General features: G+C 68.0%; 14 protein-coding genes. 5 read left to right on the top strand and 9 right to left on the bottom strand.

All coding sequences use genetic code 11. The features are described 5' to 3' along the window. Window positions 1–55: 55 nt before the first annotated feature. Window positions 56–1,570 carry an ArnT family glycosyltransferase gene (locus tag ASF14_RS17975; protein ID WP_236697128.1) on the bottom strand — a complete coding sequence of 505 codons (1,515 nt, stop codon included), beginning with the start codon at window positions 1,568–1,570 and terminating at the stop codon, window positions 56–58. Between the two features lie 270 nt (window positions 1,571–1,840). Between ASF14_RS17975 and ASF14_RS17970 the strand changes: the two genes are divergently transcribed. The 5 genes from ASF14_RS17970 to ASF14_RS17950 are packed head-to-tail and all read left to right on the top strand — an operon-like array spanning window position 1,841 to window position 7,348. Next, a complete protein-coding gene (locus tag ASF14_RS17970) occupies window positions 1,841–2,740 on the top strand; it encodes a glycosyltransferase family 2 protein (protein ID WP_236697127.1) in 900 nt (299 codons plus the stop codon). Next, on the top strand, window positions 2,715–3,515 hold the full coding sequence (locus tag ASF14_RS17965; RefSeq protein WP_056438254.1) for a ChbG/HpnK family deacetylase: 801 nt from the start codon (window positions 2,715–2,717) through the stop codon (window positions 3,513–3,515). Before ASF14_RS17970 ends, ASF14_RS17965 begins: the two co-directional genes overlap by 26 nt. Window positions 3,516–3,529: 14 nt before the next feature. Further along, window positions 3,530–4,081 carry an RNA polymerase sigma factor gene (locus ASF14_RS17960; RefSeq protein ID WP_236697126.1) on the top strand — a complete coding sequence of 184 codons (552 nt, stop codon included), beginning with the start codon at window positions 3,530–3,532 and terminating at the stop codon, window positions 4,079–4,081. Then, on the top strand, window positions 4,078–5,013 hold the full coding sequence (locus ASF14_RS17955) for a FecR family protein (RefSeq protein ID WP_056438245.1): 936 nt from the start codon (window positions 4,078–4,080) through the stop codon (window positions 5,011–5,013). The genes ASF14_RS17960 and ASF14_RS17955 overlap by 4 nt, the downstream gene beginning before the upstream one ends. A gap of 10 nt (window positions 5,014–5,023) precedes the next feature. Then, window positions 5,024–7,348, top strand: coding sequence for a TonB-dependent receptor (locus tag ASF14_RS17950; protein WP_056438242.1), 2,325 nt, complete (start codon window positions 5,024–5,026; stop codon window positions 7,346–7,348). Here the strand turns inward: ASF14_RS17950 and ASF14_RS17945 are convergent. The 8 genes from ASF14_RS17945 to ASF14_RS17910 all read right to left on the bottom strand — a co-directional run bounded on the left by ASF14_RS17945 (window position 7,326) and on the right by ASF14_RS17910 (window position 17,781). Beyond that, on the bottom strand, window positions 7,326–8,222 hold the full coding sequence (locus ASF14_RS17945; RefSeq protein WP_056438239.1) for a glycosyltransferase family 2 protein: 897 nt from the start codon (window positions 8,220–8,222) through the stop codon (window positions 7,326–7,328). The two genes, ASF14_RS17950 and ASF14_RS17945, sit on opposite strands and share 23 nt — an antisense overlap. Continuing rightward, a complete protein-coding gene (locus ASF14_RS17940; RefSeq protein WP_056438236.1) occupies window positions 8,219–9,130 on the bottom strand; it encodes a polysaccharide pyruvyl transferase family protein in 912 nt (303 codons plus the stop codon). The genes ASF14_RS17945 and ASF14_RS17940 overlap by 4 nt, the downstream gene beginning before the upstream one ends. Then, window positions 9,127–10,203 carry a glycosyltransferase gene (locus ASF14_RS17935; RefSeq protein WP_056438233.1) on the bottom strand — a complete coding sequence of 359 codons (1,077 nt, stop codon included), beginning with the start codon at window positions 10,201–10,203 and terminating at the stop codon, window positions 9,127–9,129. The genes ASF14_RS17940 and ASF14_RS17935 overlap by 4 nt, the downstream gene beginning before the upstream one ends. Further along, entirely contained in the window at window positions 10,200–11,114 is a 915-nt protein-coding gene (locus tag ASF14_RS17930; protein ID WP_056438230.1) for a galactosyltransferase-related protein, read from the bottom strand. The genes ASF14_RS17935 and ASF14_RS17930 overlap by 4 nt, the downstream gene beginning before the upstream one ends. After that, entirely contained in the window at window positions 11,111–12,253 is a 1,143-nt protein-coding gene (locus ASF14_RS17925; protein WP_056438227.1) for a glycosyltransferase, read from the bottom strand. The genes ASF14_RS17930 and ASF14_RS17925 overlap by 4 nt, the downstream gene beginning before the upstream one ends. Beyond that, window positions 12,250–14,265: an HAD-IIB family hydrolase gene (locus ASF14_RS17920; protein WP_056438224.1), complete on the bottom strand. Its 2,016-nt coding sequence runs from the start codon at window positions 14,263–14,265 to the stop codon at window positions 12,250–12,252. Before ASF14_RS17920 ends, ASF14_RS17925 begins: the two co-directional genes overlap by 4 nt. A gap of 327 nt (window positions 14,266–14,592) precedes the next feature. Next, window positions 14,593–15,645: a patatin-like phospholipase family protein gene (locus tag ASF14_RS17915; protein WP_056438221.1), complete on the bottom strand. Its 1,053-nt coding sequence runs from the start codon at window positions 15,643–15,645 to the stop codon at window positions 14,593–14,595. Window positions 15,646–15,870: 225 nt separating this feature from the next. Next, on the bottom strand, window positions 15,871–17,781 hold the full coding sequence (locus ASF14_RS17910; protein ID WP_056438218.1) for an alpha-L-fucosidase: 1,911 nt from the start codon (window positions 17,779–17,781) through the stop codon (window positions 15,871–15,873). Window positions 17,782–17,787: the final 6 nt, after the last annotated feature.

Raw genomic sequence — 17,787 nt, 5'->3', positions numbered from 1 at the left:
GTCCGGTGCGGGAGATGGGCGGGGGCGATGGCGAAAACAACCGCGACCGTGCCTTTTATGTCGCTGGCGGAATGGGCAGGTCGCGGCGGACGTATAGCAGCTCATGCCGCTCCTCGCGTGGGATCGCCATGACCAGCCGATAGTCGCGTGCCAGAGCGCCGGAGACCTGTGCCTGCGTCGCGGCATTCCAGGGCGAGAAGGGATCGTCGAGCGTCACGATGGCGGGCGGACGGCGGGCGAGGATGCGGGCGACCTCCACGCTTTCGTCGATCCCGATCGCACCGCGCTCCGCCTCATAGGCCAGCGAGGAGGGGAAGGCGTAGGCGGTCGGAATGCAGCCGCCCGACAAATGGTAAAGGCTGGAGTCCCCTGCAAACACATAAGGGCATTCGCGCCCGTCCACCGCCGCCATCACCCGCGCCATGCGGCGGATGCCGTCGCCCTCACTGGGGTCGTTGGTGGCGGAGTGGAAGACGAACAGCCCGGCCCCGATCGTGAACACCGCGATGACCGCCTTTCGGCTGAGCGCGAAGGCCGGGGCGGCGGCGAGCGCCAGTGGTGCGACCAGCGGCAGGGCATAATGATCGAAAAACGCCCCGATCATCGCAAAGGCAATGAGCGCGAAGCCCAGCCAGATTCGGGTCAGCGTCAGCGCCGGATGCTTAGGCCCCTTGCGCCAGCCATAGACCGCACAGGCGATCAGCGGCAGCAGCTGCCCGCCGATCCCCGCGAGCCGCCCGATGATCTTGGCCGCCGGATAGCCGCGCCGCAGCGTGATCGAGGTGAAATTCGCGAACCAGAAGGCGTCGAATGCCGCTGCATCGCCCAGCCAGAAAGACAGCACGACCAGCCCCGTCGGCAGCAGCCCGAGTAGCATCCAGGCCAGCGCCGCCAACATCACGATCACGACATTCGCCCGCGCCCGCCAGAGATACCAGAGATGCGCCAGGCCGAAGAACGCGCCCTCGACCAGCGGGGTATATTTGATCTGGATCGCGATACCCGCCAGTAGACAGGCGATGGCGCCGCTGATGACGATCGCGCCGACTGCTCGCCGCTCGGCGAGACGCGGCAGTTCCAGCGTCAGCACGGCGGCGGCGGTCATCGCCAGATTGTAGAAGACCGGCGACTGGCCGCTTCCGCCGCTGAGCAGCGGCAACCACAGGACATAGGCCGCACCCGCCGCTAGTCCCGCCGGAAAGCCGAGGCCTATGCGCCGTACGGCCAGCCAGATCAGCCATCCGGTCGCGGCGGTACAGAGCGTTCCGATCAGTTGATAGGCCAGGAAACCGTCACCGGGCAGCAGGCGAAAGCCGGAGAATAGCAGGAACAGACCCGGCGGCTTGCGGTCCCACAGATCGATATAGAGCCGCGCGCCGTGCAGGATGCGGTCGCCGACCAGCAGATAATATTGCTCGTCGACATGGGCGACGGGATTGCCGAAGTCGCGCATCCGGGTCAGCACCGCAAAGGCCAGCAGGACCAGCGCGGCACCGATCGGCCGGTTCAGGAACAGCCTGAATCCATGCGGCGTCGAAAAAGCGGGGCGGGCGGGCGTCATTTCCGTCATCACGAACCCTGTTGGAGGATGGGCGACGGGCGGAGCGAAGTCCTGCGGACCCGGCCCGGTGCGCCGCCGCCCATGTCATCGACACCGGGGCTTTCGCAAAGAAAATCGACATGGTTCCCGGTCGAGTGAAAATATTTTCAGCCGCCATGTCCGGTTCGGCGGGGACTGCTTCGTCTTAGCCATGAACACTTCTGGTTGTGGCTTCGGCCGCTGCCGGGCGGGGGCTTCGGCAACCGGGTGGTTTGGTCGTTTTAAGGGCGGGGTGGGGTAATGCTGCTCGATGCGGAAGGCGCGGCCTGGCGGAATGCCACGGCCTGGGCCCAGGCGGGGAAGACGGAACGGACGGGCGCCTATGTCGCGCCATGCTGGACCGTGGTCGTGCCCTTTTTCAACGAGGAGCGCGATCTCGCGGCCACGCTGGAAAGCCTGGCGGCGCAGACGGTGCGGTTCCGGCTGGTGCTGGTCGACAATGGCTCGCTCGACGCCAGCGCGCGGGTGGCGACTGACACCTGCGAGAGACTGGGGCTGGACCATATCCTGCTCCACCAGGGTTTGCCGGGCAAGATCAATGCGCTGCACCTGGGCCTCGAATATGTGTACACGCGCTTCGTCGCGACCTGCGATGCCGACACCTATTATCCGGCCGATTATCTGGCACAGGCGCAAGCCCTGCTGGAAAAGCCCGGCTGCGTAGTCGCCGGGGCCTATTTCATCGCGCCGAAGGACGGCGAAGCGGAGCGTCGTCGCGAGTCCGCCGCGATCCGGCTGGCCGCACGGTTCCTGCCGCGCCAGTGCCATGCGGGCGGCGCGGGCCAGGCCTTCCGGACCGAGGCGCTGAAGGCCGCGGGCGGGTTCGATGCGCGCCGCTGGAATTTCGTGCTGGAGGATCATGAGGTCATCCACCGCGTCATGCGCCACGGCACCATGGCCTATGCCGATGGCTTCTGGTGCGTTCCCTCCGACCGCGAGCGCGACCGGGAGTCGATCCGCTGGACGCTGACTGAGCGGCTGGTCTACAGCATCGCCGCGCCGTTCGCGGGGGACTGGTTCTTCTACGATTTCCTTGCGAAGCGACTGCGCGCGCGGCGGCTCACGACCGAGCGGATGCGTGAGCGGGCCTATCAGCAACTGGCGGGGGTCGTGGGTGAACCGGCTTATTCTTTGCGCTGACGATTTCGCCTTTTCCACCGAAGACAGTCTGGTCATCGCCGAGCTGCTGCGCTCGGGCAAATTGAACGCGACAAGCTGCATGACCCTTCGTCCGAACTGGATGGAGGACAGCGTGATGCTGCGGTCCGTGCCGCAAACGGCGCAGATCGGCCTGCATCTGACCCTGACCGAGGAAGTGCCGATCCACCCCAATGGCTTTACCCAGGACGGGGTGATGCCGGGGATCGATCCGTTGACGCGGTTGGCGTCGCGCGGACACCTCGACCCGACCGAGATCACCCGCGAGGTCGAGGCGCAGTTCGACCGGTTCGAGGCGGCGATGGGCCGTCCGCCCGCCTTTGTCGACGGGCACCAGCATTCGCACGCGCTGCCCGGTGTCCGCCCGATCGTGCTGGCGATCACGCGGCGGCGTGCGCCCGGAGCCTGGGTGCGTACCTGCGAGGACCGGCTGGTCGGACTGCTCGGCCGGCCATGGCGGGGCAAGGCGATCGGCAGCGCCTATCACTCGCGCGGCCTGACCCGTGCGGCGGAGGCGGCGGGGCTGCACTGCAACCGGGGTTTTGCCGGGCATTATGGCTTTGACGGCCGCTTTGCCGAGGCGTTGCCGCGTTTCCTGGATCATGGCGGGGCGGAGCATCTGGTGATGTGCCATCCCGGCGCGGGCAAGCGGGCGGGTGACGTGATCGCGGCGGCGCGGCGCGACGAAGCCGATGTCTTGCGTGCCGTTTCGGTGTCTGACATGGCGGCGCAACGCGGGCTGGCCTTCGCCGCCTGATACGAGGGCGGTCTTTGGGTAATCAGGGTCTGGAAGGCCGGTTCATGGAGGCGCGCCCGCTGCTGCGTCGCCTGCTGGCCGCCCGGCTCGGCTCGCCCGACGAAGCGGAGGATGCGCTTCAGGACCTCTGGCTGCGCGTTTCCGGGCTCGACGCCACGCTGATCGATCAGCCCATTCCCTTTCTCTGCCGCATGGCGACCAATTTGGCGACCGACCGCCGTATCGCCACCGCCCGGCGCGGCGTGCGGGACGGCGCGTGGGAAGAGGTGCAGCCGCAATCCGCCGAATATGCCGATCCCGAACGGATCGCGTCGGGCCGCAGCGAACTGGCCCAGGCGCATGCGATGATCGCGCGGATGCCCGACCGGATGCGCGAGGCCTTCACCCTGTTCCGCTTCGAGGAACGGCCGCAACGCGACATCGCGGAGCAGATGGGCATCACGGTGAGTGCCGTCGAAAAGCTGCTGCGCCGCGCCTATCAATTTTTGCAAGAAAATCGTGATGCCGAGGGTGCGGATCGGACGTGTCGGCGTCGTCCTGACAGTGGAAGGAGCGGGGACGAGTGACGCGGGAGGAACAGGCGATCGACTGGCACGTCCGGCAGCGCGACATGAGCGCGGCCGAATGGGACGCCTTTGCGACTTGGCTGGAAGACAGCCCGGCCAATGCGCGCGCCTATGACGCGGTGGCGATGGCCGATGCCCTGCTGGTCGATCCGATGGCCGAGCCGGAACCCGTCATCGTGGAAGCGCCGGTAGTCGCCAACGACAACAGGGGGTGGGGTCGTTGGTGGCTGATGGGCGGCGTCGCGGCGGCCGTCGCGCTGATCGCGGGGCCGGTGCTGATGCAGGCGCGGCCCGATATCCGGGTCGAACAGACCCGGCCGGGCGAGACGCGGGCCATTGCCCTGAACGACGGCACGCAGGTCGAGCTGGCGGGGGGATCGCGGCTTCGGCTCGACCGCAACGACACGCGGATCGCGACGCTGGAAAGCGGACAGGCGCTGTTCCGCGTGCGGCACGACGCCTCCGCTCCTTTCGAACTCCGCTCGGGCGACGTTGCCATCCGCGACGTGGGGACCGTGTTCAACGTCCGGCGTGAGGGGGCTCGGCTGGACGTGACGGTCGCGGAAGGGGCGGTCGCGCTCGCCCCCCGTGGCCAGACGATGCAGCTGACCGCCGGGCAGGGGGCAAGGCTGGACGAGGCGCGGGGCAGCCTGCGCCGCGTGCAGGTCGATCCGGCGATGGTCGGGGGGTGGCGTCGCGGCCTGCTAGACCTCGACGGCGATACGGTCGACACGATTGCTGCACGATTGCAATCCGCCTATGGCATGCGGATCGCGGTGGAGGGGCCGTTGGCGAAACGCAGCGTCACCGGGCTGGTCCGGGTGACGGGGGAAGCCAGCCGGGACGTTCCACGTCTTGCGAAGCTGATCGGAGCGGAGTGGCGCCAGAGCGGTGGGGACTGGATTTTGCGGGCGTCGGACGGGGTTTATTGAACGCGGTCTGTTGGTCGCGATCGCCCTTGCCTTGCCCGTTGCCGGTCGGACGCAGACCACCCATGTAGCGGCGTCCCGCCGGATTGTGCTCGCCCCCGCAAGGCTGGATTTCGCGCTGCGCGAACTGGCGCGACAGGGCGGCATCACCGTCGTTGCCACCGATCCCCACCTGCGTGACGTTCGCACCCGGGCCCTGACCACCGGCGCGCCGCCCGCCAGAGCCCTGGCGCAGTTGCTGCGCGGGACCGGCTACCGCGCCATCGCGATCGACTCCGTCAGCTTCCGTATCGTCGGATCGCCGCGTCGCCCATCCATCAGCCGCCCTCCGCCCGCCATCCCGCCGCCCGCTGGCCGAACCGGCGATATCATCGTGACCGCCAGCAAACAGGGCACCGAACTGGCCCGTTATCCGGGGAGCGTATCGGTGATCGGGCGCGGCGTCGCGCTGCCCAACGGATCGATCGACCTTAGCAGTGTTGCGGGGCAGACGCCGATCCTTCAGACCACCGCGCTGGGACCGGGGCGCAACAAGCTGTTCATCCGCGGCATCGCCGACAGCAGCTTCAACGGCGCGACCGAGTCCACCGCCAGTCTCTATCTCGACGAGGTGCAGATCGCCTTTGCCGGACCCGATCCGGGGTTGAAACTCTACGACATCGGCGAGGTCGAGATTGCCGAAGGGCCGCAGGGGGCGCTGCACGGCTCGGGCGCGATCGGCGGGATCATCCGCCTGACCTCAAACCCCGTGTCGCTAACCCGCGATGGCGGTCGGATCGAATGGGGCGGCGCACTGACCGGGGGCGGGGCGCCGAGCAACGATATGGCGGCGGTCGCCAACAAGGTGCTGCTGGCGGATACGCTGGGCATCCGGCTGGTCGGCTATCATGCGGTCGATGGCGGCTATATCGACAATCTGCGGACCAAGGCGCGCAACATCAACCGGGTCGTAACCAGCGGTTTGCGTGGCACGCTGGCCTGGAATGTCGGGGACGGCTGGCGCGCCGAACTGGGCGGTGGCACCCAGTCCATCGTGTCGCGCGACGCGCAATATGTGCTGAGCGAGGATGTGCTGGCCAGCCGCTCGGCGATTGCCCAGCCATCCTGGAGCGACATGCGGTTCGGGCGGCTGCTCCTGTCCAAAAGCTGGGCGAGCGGCCTGCAATTCGTCTCCGCCACCGGCATCGTCAGCGGCTCGTCCTTCGAACGGTTCGATGCCAGCCCGGTGGTGCCGCACGAAACCTATCAGCTGAACGGCGACAAGACGCTGTTCTCGCACGAAAGCCGCGTGTCACGACGCCTGGCCGGTGGTGGATCCTGGGTGGTCGGCGTCAATCTGGTGTCGGACCAGTCGGTGATGGGGCGCTCGCTGACCATCCGCCAGGGGGTCAGACCGGTGATCGGCGTGACCAACGTCACCCGCAGCGGTGCCGTGTTCGGCGAGGCGACGCATCCCGTCACCGGCCGCCTGTCGCTGACGCTGGGCGGGCGCGTGACCGCCGCGCGGGTCGATGGCGAACCGTCGATCACGCCGCGATCCAAGAATTTCGTGCGTGGCCGGTCGACCACGCGCGTCGATCCGACCTTTGGTTTCGCCTGGGCGCTGGGTGGCGACTGGACCGCGTTCGGCCGGTATCAATCGGGCTTTCGCACCGGTGGTCTGGCGGTCGCGGCGGGCGTCGGGCGGGTTGCGAACTTCGAGTCCGACTCGATCCAGATGGTCGAGGCGGGGCTGCGCCATGTCCGGCGCGGGGCGACGGGGCTGTCGGCGTCGGTCAGCCTGTCCCATGCCCGTTGGAAGGCGATCCAGGCCGATCTGCTCAACCGCGCCGGGCAGCCGGTGACGAACAATATCGGCGATGCGCGCGTCGATGCGCTGGAGGGCTGGGTCGAGTGGGTGCCGCAGCGTGACTGGCACCTGACCGGGGCGGTGTTCGTGACCGACAATGAGGCGACAGGCTCGACCGCCTTGCTCAGCCGCGCCAACAATCGCCGCTTGCCGGAGACGCCCAGCGTCTCGGCGCGGCTGGGGCTGGTCCGCGATTTGGCCCTGGGGCGTGACACGATCCTGTCGACGCGGGGGGAGGTGGCCTTTGTCGGTCCCTCGGTGCTGGGTGTCGGCGACATGTTCGACGTCCGGCAGGGGGGCTATGGCGTCGCCAATCTGGGTCTGACCGCCCGGCGGGGCGGCTATGCGCTGGCGCTGACGCTCGACAATCTGCTCGACGAGCGGGGCAATCGCTTTGCCTATGGCAATCCGTTTCTGCTCGGGCGGCGCAATGTCTCGACACCGTTGCGGCCGCGCACCGTAGGGGTCAGGCTAAGCGCGGATTTTTGACGGCGACGCGCGCATAGGCGGCCAGGCCCGCCAGCACATGGCGCAAACGAAAGGCGTGGAAATGCCGGATCGTGGGCACCGGCCCGGTAAAGCGATCGCGCAGGTTGCGGACGTCCTGCACCATCCAGCGGCGGACCCGGCGGTCGGTCAGAACATGCTTGGCGTAGAGCGCTCCGTCGCCAAAACCGTATCCCGCCAGCAGCGCGACGGCTTCGTCCTCGCGGCGGCGGCCGTGATAATGGTCGACGATGAAGTCGGGGTCGTAGCGGATCGCTATGCCCAGCGCCTGGGCTCGCAGCAGGAAATCGGTATCCTCGGCGGCACGGAACGGCGCGCCCGCTCCGAAGCGTTCGTCGAACGGCCCGACCATGCGGCCGACATCGGCGGTGAAGGCCAGATTAGCGCCCATGACGAACCCGCCGGGAAAGCTGTCCGGCTCGGCGATCATCGGATGATCCTCCAGCTTGACGGTCAGCATCAGGTCGGCGGGATCGCCACGCAGGATACGCCCGCCGATGATGACGGGGGCGGGCTGCCCGGCAAAGGCCCGGGCCATATGCGCGAAGTAATCGGGATGCAGCACGCAGTCATCGTCGGTCATCGCGACGATCCGCCCCCGCGCCGCCCGAAGTGCCCGGTTGCGGGCGCGGGCCAGGCCGGGCAGCGGCTCGGACAGCAGGCGCACCGTAAAGGGGCGGTTGATCGCCCAGTGCCGGATCACCGCCGACGTGGCATCGGTCGAGCCATTGTCGACCAGGATCAGCTCGATCGCGCCGATGCCCGGATGCCGGGCGGCGGTATCGATCGAGGCCAGCGTGGCGGCCAGGCTGCGGCTGCGATTGCGGGTGCAGATCAGCAGGCTGATATCGATCATCCCGCGACCAGCTCCGCCGCCTCCTGCGCGGATCGCGCCTGCCGGACGAGCGGACTTTCCGCCGTCCAGGCGGCTATATAGGCGCCGACCTTGCCATAGTCATTGTCCAGCACGACGTGGCGGATACCGAGCAGCAGGGCCAGGATATGGCCGTGCAGCCGGTCGGTGACGATCCGCTCGCCGCGAGCGAGCAGCGTCAGCCCGCGTTCGACGCGCTCCCGTGCCCGCTCGGTCGGAGCGGACGCCGCGACCGGCGGTTCGTCGAGCCAGTCCAGGGCTACCGTATCCGCAAGGGCCAGCAAAGGCGCGTCGTCGCGCGCGGCACGTTCGGCGTCGGAGCGCAGCAGCATCAGCACTTGGCAATCCGCCAAGGCCGGTCGCTCGACGCTGCCCAGGCCGAAGGCGGAGTCTGGGGCGAGCGTACTGGGGCAGGTGAAATGCCGGCGGGCCAGGTCGAGGCTCGCCGTGTCGCGGACATAGAGGTGGAAATCCGGGTGGCTGTCGACCAGTGCGGCGAAGCGGTTGCGATGGGCTTCGTCGCGGAAGTGGATCGACTGGGGCAACTGGACGATCCGACGGTCGGGAAAGCGTTCGATCAGATGTTCGCGGAAATGCTGATGATGCGGCCAGATGTCGCCCAGATTGCCGCCGCCATGGATCAGGATCGGCCCGCTCGGACAGGCGGCGCGGAAGGCCGCTTCGTCGAAATCGTCCCAGCGGCAGATATAGGCCGGATCGCCCGCGCCGACCGCTTGGAGTAGCGCGATCTCGCCGAGCCAGATCGCGCTGTCGCCCACATTGGGATGGTCGGGGAAATCGACCAGCGCATAGGGCTCTCCCGGTACGACGTGGCGGCGATACAGGTCGAGCAGCGCCTTTCGCTGGCCTGCGATCACATCCTCGCTCACGCCGCGATGGCGCTCGGCAAAGCACCGCGCACGCTGGCGTAAAGCGCTTCGCAGCGGTCCAGCCACAGGTCGCGGGCGAAATGCGTCTCCACCCGGCGGCGGGCGGTGCTGCGCGGAACGGCCATGGCGCGGGTCAGGGCGTCGGCCAGCGCGGCGACATCCCCGGCTGGGGCAATGCATCCGGCCTCGCCGACGACTTCGCGCGCCGCGCCTGCATCGAACGCGGCGACCGGCAGGCCGCACGCCATCGCCTCGATGGCCACCAGTCCGAATGGTTCATCCCAGCAGGGGGTGAACAGGAATACCGAGGCCCGCCCCAGTTCCTGCGCCAGCGCTGCCCCGTCCAGATGCCCGCCATAACGGATGCCATGGCCCAGCAACGGTTCGACCTCGGCGGCGAAATAGTCCGGGTCCTCGACCGCGCCGAACAGGGTCAGCGCGACGCCCGCTTCCCGCGCGGCACGGATGGCGAGATGCGTGCCCTTGTTGGGGGTGATCCGCCCGCACCACACCGCCTGGCCATTGCCCTGCTCGGCAAAGGGCCAGGAGGCGGGGTCGATGGCATTGTGCAGCACCGAGGCTTCGGGCGGCGCGCCGTTCGGCCACCAGGCCTGCAACTGGCGGGCGGAGGTGACGGTCAGCCTATGGGTCGGGCTGGGGCTGATCGTCACGAAATGATGGAGCGCGTCATAGGGCGGCACATGCAGCGAGGTGACGGTCGGCACCTGCGCGGTCCGGCGTTGCTCCAGCGGGAAACGGTGCAGGCTGTTATTGTGCACCACGTCGAACCCGCCGCGCGCGATCCGGTCGCAGGCGGCGGCATAGCCCGCATCGACATGCGCGATCAGTTCGGGCTTGCCGCGATGCTCGGCCCAGGGGAAGACGGCTTCGTAATGGACCGGCAGGACCGGATCGAGGGTAAAGCGCGGGTCGCTGTCGCCGCTGGCGAACAGCACCACCTCATGCCCGCGCGCCGCCAGCCCCTCGGCCAGATACCAGCCATGCGCCTCCATGCCGCCCAGGAAAGGCTGGCGGATGGGCTGGCGGACATGGGCGAGCAGTGCGATCCTCATGCCGCGACGCAGGCGCCGGCGGCGCGCTCCTCCAGCAGGCGGATGACGCTGGCGGTGTTGGCATAGGGCTGGTGGCTCTGCTGTCCGGTCAGCGCGAGGTCGTCCTTATCGGGGCGGCGCAGGATCCGGATCGGGCGGCCGGGCGTGTCGTCGATCAGGCCCATCAGGCGAAAGGCATGCAGCCAGTGGCCCATGGTGCGATAGCCCCATTTCGCCTCGAACAATTCGGCATTGCGCACCACGCTGTCGATATGGTGGACCGGCGGCATGTGGTGCGGGTGGTATTGATGATAGGCCAGCCCGCCCTTGATCCAGGCGATCGGCACGCCCGCCTTGTCCACCACCTTGCCGAAATCGGTGTCCTCGCCGCCATAGCCCGCATAGCGCTCGTCGAACCCGCCGGTGCCGAGGAAGGTGTCACGACGCATCGCGAAGTTGAGCGACCAGAAGCAGCGATAATCCTCGCACCGCTCGATCCCCTCCGGCGGCGGTCCGCGCCGGTCGGAGTGGCGGACCGCGACCTCGGCGAAATCCTGATATCGCCATTCGCCCGCCGTCGCGCCGCCGGGCAGGTACATGACCTCGCCCATCAGCAGCCCGTCTTCCTGATCCAGATAGCGATCGTAATCGGCCAGCAATTCGGGGGTCGGGATGCAGTCCATGTCGAGGAAGACCAGCTTGTCGCCGACCGCCGCCTCGGCCGCCGCATTGCGTGCGGTCGCCAGTGGCAGGCGCGGGCCTGACACCATCATCTGGCGGATCGGGAAGGGGGCTTCCGGCAGGTCATAGGGCGTGTCCTGAATGACCGCGACGATCAGCTCGGCGGGGAGCATCGTCTGGCGGGTCAGGCCGATCACGACGTTGCGCAGATGTTCGGGGCGGCCCCCGGCGAGCGTGACGACCGAGATCATGAAGAGGCTCCGGTGGATTGGGGAAGGGAATGGGTAAGGTCGATCGGCCAGAGCCGCGCGGACAGCGCCTCCAGCCAGTCGGCGGCGGTCTGGGCGGGCGCGTCGGCGATCATCGCGCGCTGTATGGCGGGGCGGTGCTGGCTGCGGGTCTCGGCCAGCGCGGAGGTCCAGGCCTGGGCCGAGGAAGGCAAATGCGGACGGACGCACGCGACCCCGGCGGCGGCCAGCGCCTCCGCCTTGCGATGCTGCTCGTCGAAATAGCGCCATTCGGGGATGGCGAGCCAGGGGCGGGCGGCGGCCAGTATCTGCTGGCAGGTGGTGTTGCCGGTCGAGGCGATGACGAGGTCGGCAGCGGCGACATGGTCGGCCGGATTGTCGACCCAGCCGCGATGCTCGATATTGGCGGGCTCGGTCGCATGCCAGTCGCGCGCGACCGGGCCGATGGTGATCCAGCGGGCGCCGGGGCGGCTACGCGCGCCGACGCCGAGCGGGGCCTGGGCGAAACCGCCGCCGCCGCCGCCCGACAGGACCAGGATCATTTCCTCGTCCGCGCCGACGCCGATCCGCTGGCGTGCCAACTCGCGCTCCGGGATGCGGGTGTCGACGCCCAGTCCGCCGACGAAGCAGGTCTTGGCGCGCATGGCGGCGTCCCATTCGGGCTGGGCCAGCGCCTCGTCGAACGCGGCGAGCAATCCGGCGGCACCGTCATAGGCGGCGCGGTGTCCGGCATCGCTGCGGTCGCCATGCTGAAGGATCTTCACATGCGGGACCGAACAGATACGCGCCAGTTGCGCGATCTCGGCGGAGACGTCGCAGATCATCAGGGCGGGGTCGGCGCGGTCGAACCAGTTGGCGATCACCGCCATGGCATGGCGGATGCCGGGCCAGCCGAGCGGCGCGCAGTGCAACGTCTCGGGCGTCGGCACCGTGTCCATCGTTCCCGCCTCCAGCCCGGTCGGCTCGAAAAGGGAGGGGATGGTGACGATCTCGACCTGCGGCGGCAGGGGTGGGAAGATGTCGTCGCGCGCACAGAAGATGGTGACGGGGCGCTCGGGCGGCAGGGCGTTCAGGATCGCGGCGCAACGTTCGGCATGGCCGCGCCCCTGATGGTGGACGAAATAACCGAAGGGACGCGTCACGCCGCCGTCGCCTGGGTCGGCATCGGGGTGGTCAGGCCCAGCCGCTCCAGCCCCTCCATCACGCCATTGGCATGATGGGCGGTGACGCGCAGCAGGCCGTCACGCTCGGGCAGGTCGGCCAGCTCATGCCCGGCATTGCCGACGACGATCGCATGGCCGCAGGCGTCGAGCATGTCGACATCGTTGCCGCTGTCCCCGGCCGCGATGCACGCGCCCATCGGCAGGTCGAGCCGCTTGGCATAGGCGGCGACCGCCGCCGCCTTGCCGCCCAGCGGCGCCAGCACGTCGATCAGCCGCCCATGCGAGAAGACGGTCTTGGCAGAGAGTCCCTGTTCGGCCAGCGTCTCGCGAACGCGCGCGGCATCCTCGGCGGTGCCGAAATAGCTGACCTTGTGCGGCCCGGCCGTGTCGCGCGGCTGGGGGCGCAGGCGCAACGGCTTGAGCGCGGCAACCACCGCCTTGCGGTCCCACCCTTCGTCCAGACGCGCGGCGAAGACGGGGCATTCCTGCCATCCGCGCTGGCCCTTCAGCATGATGCGTGTCCCGACATCGGTAATGAAGGCGTCCGGCTCGGGAATGCCCCATTGCGATAGGATGATCCGGGCCATCGCGAAGGAGCGGCCGGTCGCGACGACGAAGGGCAGGTCGCTCGCCTGACGCCATGCCGCAAAGTCATGCGCGCCGACCCGACATCCGGTCAGCGTATGGTCGATATCGCTGGCGAGCAGGCCGGGGGTGCGCGGCAGATGAGCATAGAGCGCGGTGGATTCCATGGCGTAGCGGTCCCAGGCATAGAGGGTGGAGCCCGATCGGCCATTCGCGCTCATCCGCGCATGGGTGTCGGGGTCGGACAGGATGGTAAGGCAGGCGGCGGCAATGGCGTCTTCGTCGCGCGGCTCGACCAGCAGGCCGTGGCCCAAGGCGGCGACGATCTCGCTGGGGCCGCCATGCCGGGTCGCGACCACGGGCACGCCCGCCGCCGCCGCTTCGATCAGGGTCAGGCCGAAGGGTTCGTGAAGGGCAGCATTGACGAACACGCCGCCCGCCGCTGCGCGCTCATAGAGGGCGGCGACGTCATGCCCGTCATGCCGTGGCGGCAGGGCGAAGCAACTGCGAAGCTCGGGCCTGTCGGCGAGCGCCAGCAACTCGGCCAGCACCGCGCGCTCCTCGGCCGATCCGAGGCCGTCATGCTGCCCCGCCAGGATGACCAGATTGGCGGCCTCGCGTAAGGCAGGCGAGGCGGCATAGGCGCGGGCGAGCGCGCCCAGATTCTTCTTGGCGACAGGGCGGGCGATAGCGAGCAGGATGGGCTTGGCAGGTTCGTCGAGCCACTCGCCCAGCCGGTCGGCGAGCGTCGGGCGACCTGGGCGGCCGCCCTCATGGTTCGGCACGCCGGGCGCGATGCGGTGGATCCGTCCGCCGGCTGGAATGCCATAAGCATGGACCTGCCGCTCGGCCTCGTCCTCGGTCGAGACGATCAGGGCGTCGGCACTGGCGATGGCCGTCCGCTCGGCGGCGATACGGCCATCCAGCGCGGGCGACGGACCGTGATGGCGGCGCTTGTCGATGCCCAGTGCGTGCGGGGTATAGACGAAGGGGATGGCAAAGCGCCGCCGTGCCTCGGCCGCGACGGCGGCGGCGTCGGAGAAGTGCGCATGGATGACGTCGGGCAGGCGCGGCAATCGGGCGAGGTGCGCGCAGAACGCCTCGGTGAAGGCGGCAAGATCGTCGGCCAGCGCATCCTTCTCCAGATAGCGTCGATTGGCGGTAGCGATCCGGTCGATGGTCAGCTTGGGCGAAAGCCATTCGGTCGCACGGGCGTGATCGAGCGGCAGTCCCGGTTCCTCGAAGAGGCGGGTGACGATGGAGACTTGATGTGTATCAACATTCTTCGCCTGCGCGGCGGCTGCGTCCAGAATATAGGCAATATGACCGCCCGTATCGGCGGTGATGCCATAGTGGACAGGTGGCGATTTCAGGCACCCACCAAGTGCCAGATGCAGGATAAACAATCTCGCCCCTTTCGTTATGGAGCGACAACGTTATAAATATTGATTGGCTCCCAGTCGGATAGCGGAAAGATTGCATTCGATTGACATGGGCGTCATTTTCCTCGCCCAATTCTTGATCAATATCAATATCGGTGAAATTGGCTGAGGGGCGGCTGCCCGTTGGATACGCTAAGGCCGTCGTCCATTCCCGCCCGGCACCCACTTCGAAAACGATGGGTTTCCGTCCTCTTGTTTCCGCTTTGGCCGCTCCAGCCCATGACAACAGGTGCATGGGATCAGTGTTCCGCCCGGACTACCCAAAAATCCGAAATGACCGGAAAAGGCGGTTCAGGGCCGCATCATGTCCTCGGGCAGCCCCTTGAAGGACGACGCACGGCCGAGCGTTTCGCGATGGGCGGCCAGCCACTCTTCGGCCTGCGCACGACCCATTTCGCGCAAATCCTGGAGCACCGACCAGCGGGTGTCGACCTTGCTCGTCCCCGATGGCCCCGCCAGTTGGGGCGGCGGCGAAAGCAGGTGCAGGTTGACCCGCGCGATCGCCCGCATTCGCCGATCGCGCGAGGTTTCGGCACGGGCAACGTCCTGAATCTCCGACAGGGCACGCAGGTCGCGGCGCAGACAGGCGTTGAAACTGATATCGCTGACCCGGCGCATCACCTCACCGACCGAGCCGCCGACATCCTCGACGGTGAAGGGCGTGATCTGGACGATCATCATGTCGGTCGCGCCGATCGCCTCGGTCAGCAGCGGCTCCAGCGCGGGGTTGGCGGTGAAGCCGCCGTCCCAATATTGCTCGCCCTCGATCTCCACCGCCGCGAACAGTTCGGGCAGACAGGCCGAGGCCATCAGCGCGTCGAGCGTCACATCCTCGCCGGTGAACAGCCGCGCCGATCCGCTCGCGATATGCGTCGCCGCGACATAGAAGGGCAGGCGCGTCTGGCGGGCGAGCAAGTCCAGGTCGATGCTTTCCGCGACCGCCTGTCGCAGTGCGCGCATGTCGCGCACGCCGGGCAGGAAAGGCGCGACATAGCGGCTGGAGAGCTTGGCGATGTCCAGCGACCGGCGCAGCAGCGGCTCGAAGAACGGACCGCCCATTGCGCCGACATCGAGCGGGGCGAGCGGGGAGGCATCGGCGACATGGCCCCATAGCCGCTCCAGCGCCGCCTTTGCCCCCGCCGCGCCCTCGGTCGCATAGCCCGAGACGACCGCCGCACCGTTGATCGCCCCGGCGCTGGCGCCGCTGACCCCGACGATCTCGATATCCTCGTCCAGCAGGCGCTCCACCACGCCCCAGCCATAGGCGCCATGCGCGCCGCCACCTTGCAGCGCGAGGGCGACGCGGGGGCGCGACGGGACATGGGGTTCGAGACGGTCGGTCATGGCATACCTCCTTCTGCGTCGCGTCATGTTGCAACGCACAAAAGGCAAATGCCATCCCGTTTCGGTGGATTTTTATGGGGGTGTGTGGTCGATAACTCCGTTCCTCCCTTGCAAGGGGAGGTGGCAGGCCGAAGGCCTGACGGAGGGGTGTCGTGCTATCGAGGGGGCGACACCCCTCCACCAGCTTCGCTGGTCCCCCTCCCCTTGCAGGGGAGGAAACGGGTCCTACCGCTTGGTGAAGCCGCCGAGCCCCGCGATCGCCAGCTTGGCGGCGGGCTTGGACATTTCCGCGAAGGTCAGCCGTAGATAGCGGACCGGCCGGACGCTGCTGAAGGGCAGGCGCTGGGTGGAAAGCGCATAGGCGATGTTCGAAAACTCGCCCGAGCCTGCCGGGGCCCAGCTCTTGCCGTCGACGCTTGTCTCCGCGACGTAACCACGCGGCGGGGCGGCGTCGATCATGACCTGGCGAGAGGGCGTCAGGCTGAAGCCCGCGACATCGCGCACCTGGCCCATATCGACCGTGACACTGGCGGGCTTGCCCGCCACTGGCGCAGGCTGCACCCAAATGGTCTTGGCGTCGTTGTCGAGCAGCTTTTCGGCGCCCGGCGCGGTGGCCGAGACGATAGTCCAGTCGGTTGTCGCCAGCACGGTCGGGTCGCTCGACACGATGGCGGGGACGGGGACCGGCGCGACGCTCTGGAACAGCGAAACCTCGCTGATCGCCGGGCAGACGGGGGCGTCGACGATGCGCAGGCGGACCCGGCGTGCGGTAATGGGCTGGGGCAGGCGGATGATCCGCTGCGCGCTGATGCACTCATGCTCGGCCAGTTGCTGCCACCGGCCGCTCACCTCCGCATCGACCGCGAAGCGCGTGACGCGCAGCCCAAGCGGCAGATATTCGCGGATGCGGATCAGGTCGAAACGACGACCCGGCGGCAGGTCCAGCGTCAGGCTGGGCGTGGTCACGCCGTCCGGCGCGGACCAATAGGTGTCGCGCTGGCCGTCGAGCACCTTGGCCGCTTCATACCCCTTGCCGCGCACATGGCTGGCGCTGGCCACCGCGCCCTGCGCCAGGTCGGTCGCGAAGCTGGCGCGGATCGCATCGCCGAAGCTCTTCAGGATCTTCACGTCCTGATCGGGAATACGCCCGCGCCGGTCGGGCGGCAGGTTCAGGTTCATGTTGGTGCCGCGCGCCACCGAGGTGTCGAAATAGCCGACCAGGTTTTCCGGCGAGCGGACCTTCGAGTCCTCGTCGGCATGATAGAACCAGCCGGGCCGGATCGAGGTGTTGGTCTCGGCAGGCCACCAGAGAGCCCCGCCGCGCACGCCCGAATTGCCCTCCGACTGGACATAGGGATGGTTCGGCATGGTCGGCCAGCAGGGATCGCCCGCGATACCGTCCTCGTTGCCGACCCAGCGAATATCCGCGCCCAACGGGTCGAAGGTGCAGGCCATCGGCTGATGCTGATGGACCAGCGCGATGATCGAGGGCCAGTTATAATATTTGGGCGCGTCGATCTGCCGCGTCTCGCGTGCGCCGCCATAATAGCCGTCGCCGCCATTGGCCCCGTCGAACCAGAATTCGAACAGCTCGCCATAACCGGTGCAAAGTTCGACCACCTGCTTGCGGAAATATTCCACATAGGCTGGCCGCCCATATTCGGGATGGTTGCGATCCCAGGGCGAGAGATAGATGCCGAAGGCCAGCCCGGCCCGCTTGCAGGCGTCAGACATCTCGCGAACGATATCGCCCTGGCCGTTCTTATAAGGCGCGTTGCGGATGCAATGTTCGGTCAGTTTGGTTGGCCAGAGGCAGAAGCCGTCATGATGCTTCGCCGTCAGGATGATGCCCTTCAGGTTTCCCGCCTTGGCCGCCCCGACGATCTGGTCCGCGCTGAAGTCGCTCGGGTTGAACATCTTGGGGTCTTCGTCGCCATAACCCCATTCCTTGTCGGTAAAGGTGTTCATCGCGAAGTGGATGAAGGCATATTGCTCGCGCTGGTGCCAGCGCCACTGCCGCGCCGAGGGGACTGCGCCGTAAGGAGCGGGCGCAGTCGCCCCCTTTTGCGCGAAGGCGGGCGCGGCGGAGGCGACCAGCCCGGAGGCAAGGACGGCGCGGCGGGAGAAATCGGTCATCGTCAA

This window comes from Sphingomonas sp. Leaf257 (assembly GCF_001422185.1).
GTDB classification, from domain to species: domain Bacteria; phylum Pseudomonadota; class Alphaproteobacteria; order Sphingomonadales; family Sphingomonadaceae; genus Sphingomonas; species Sphingomonas yabuuchiae.
Note: the sequence above shows the minus strand (reverse complement) of the source record. Positions and strands in the feature narration are given on the sequence as shown.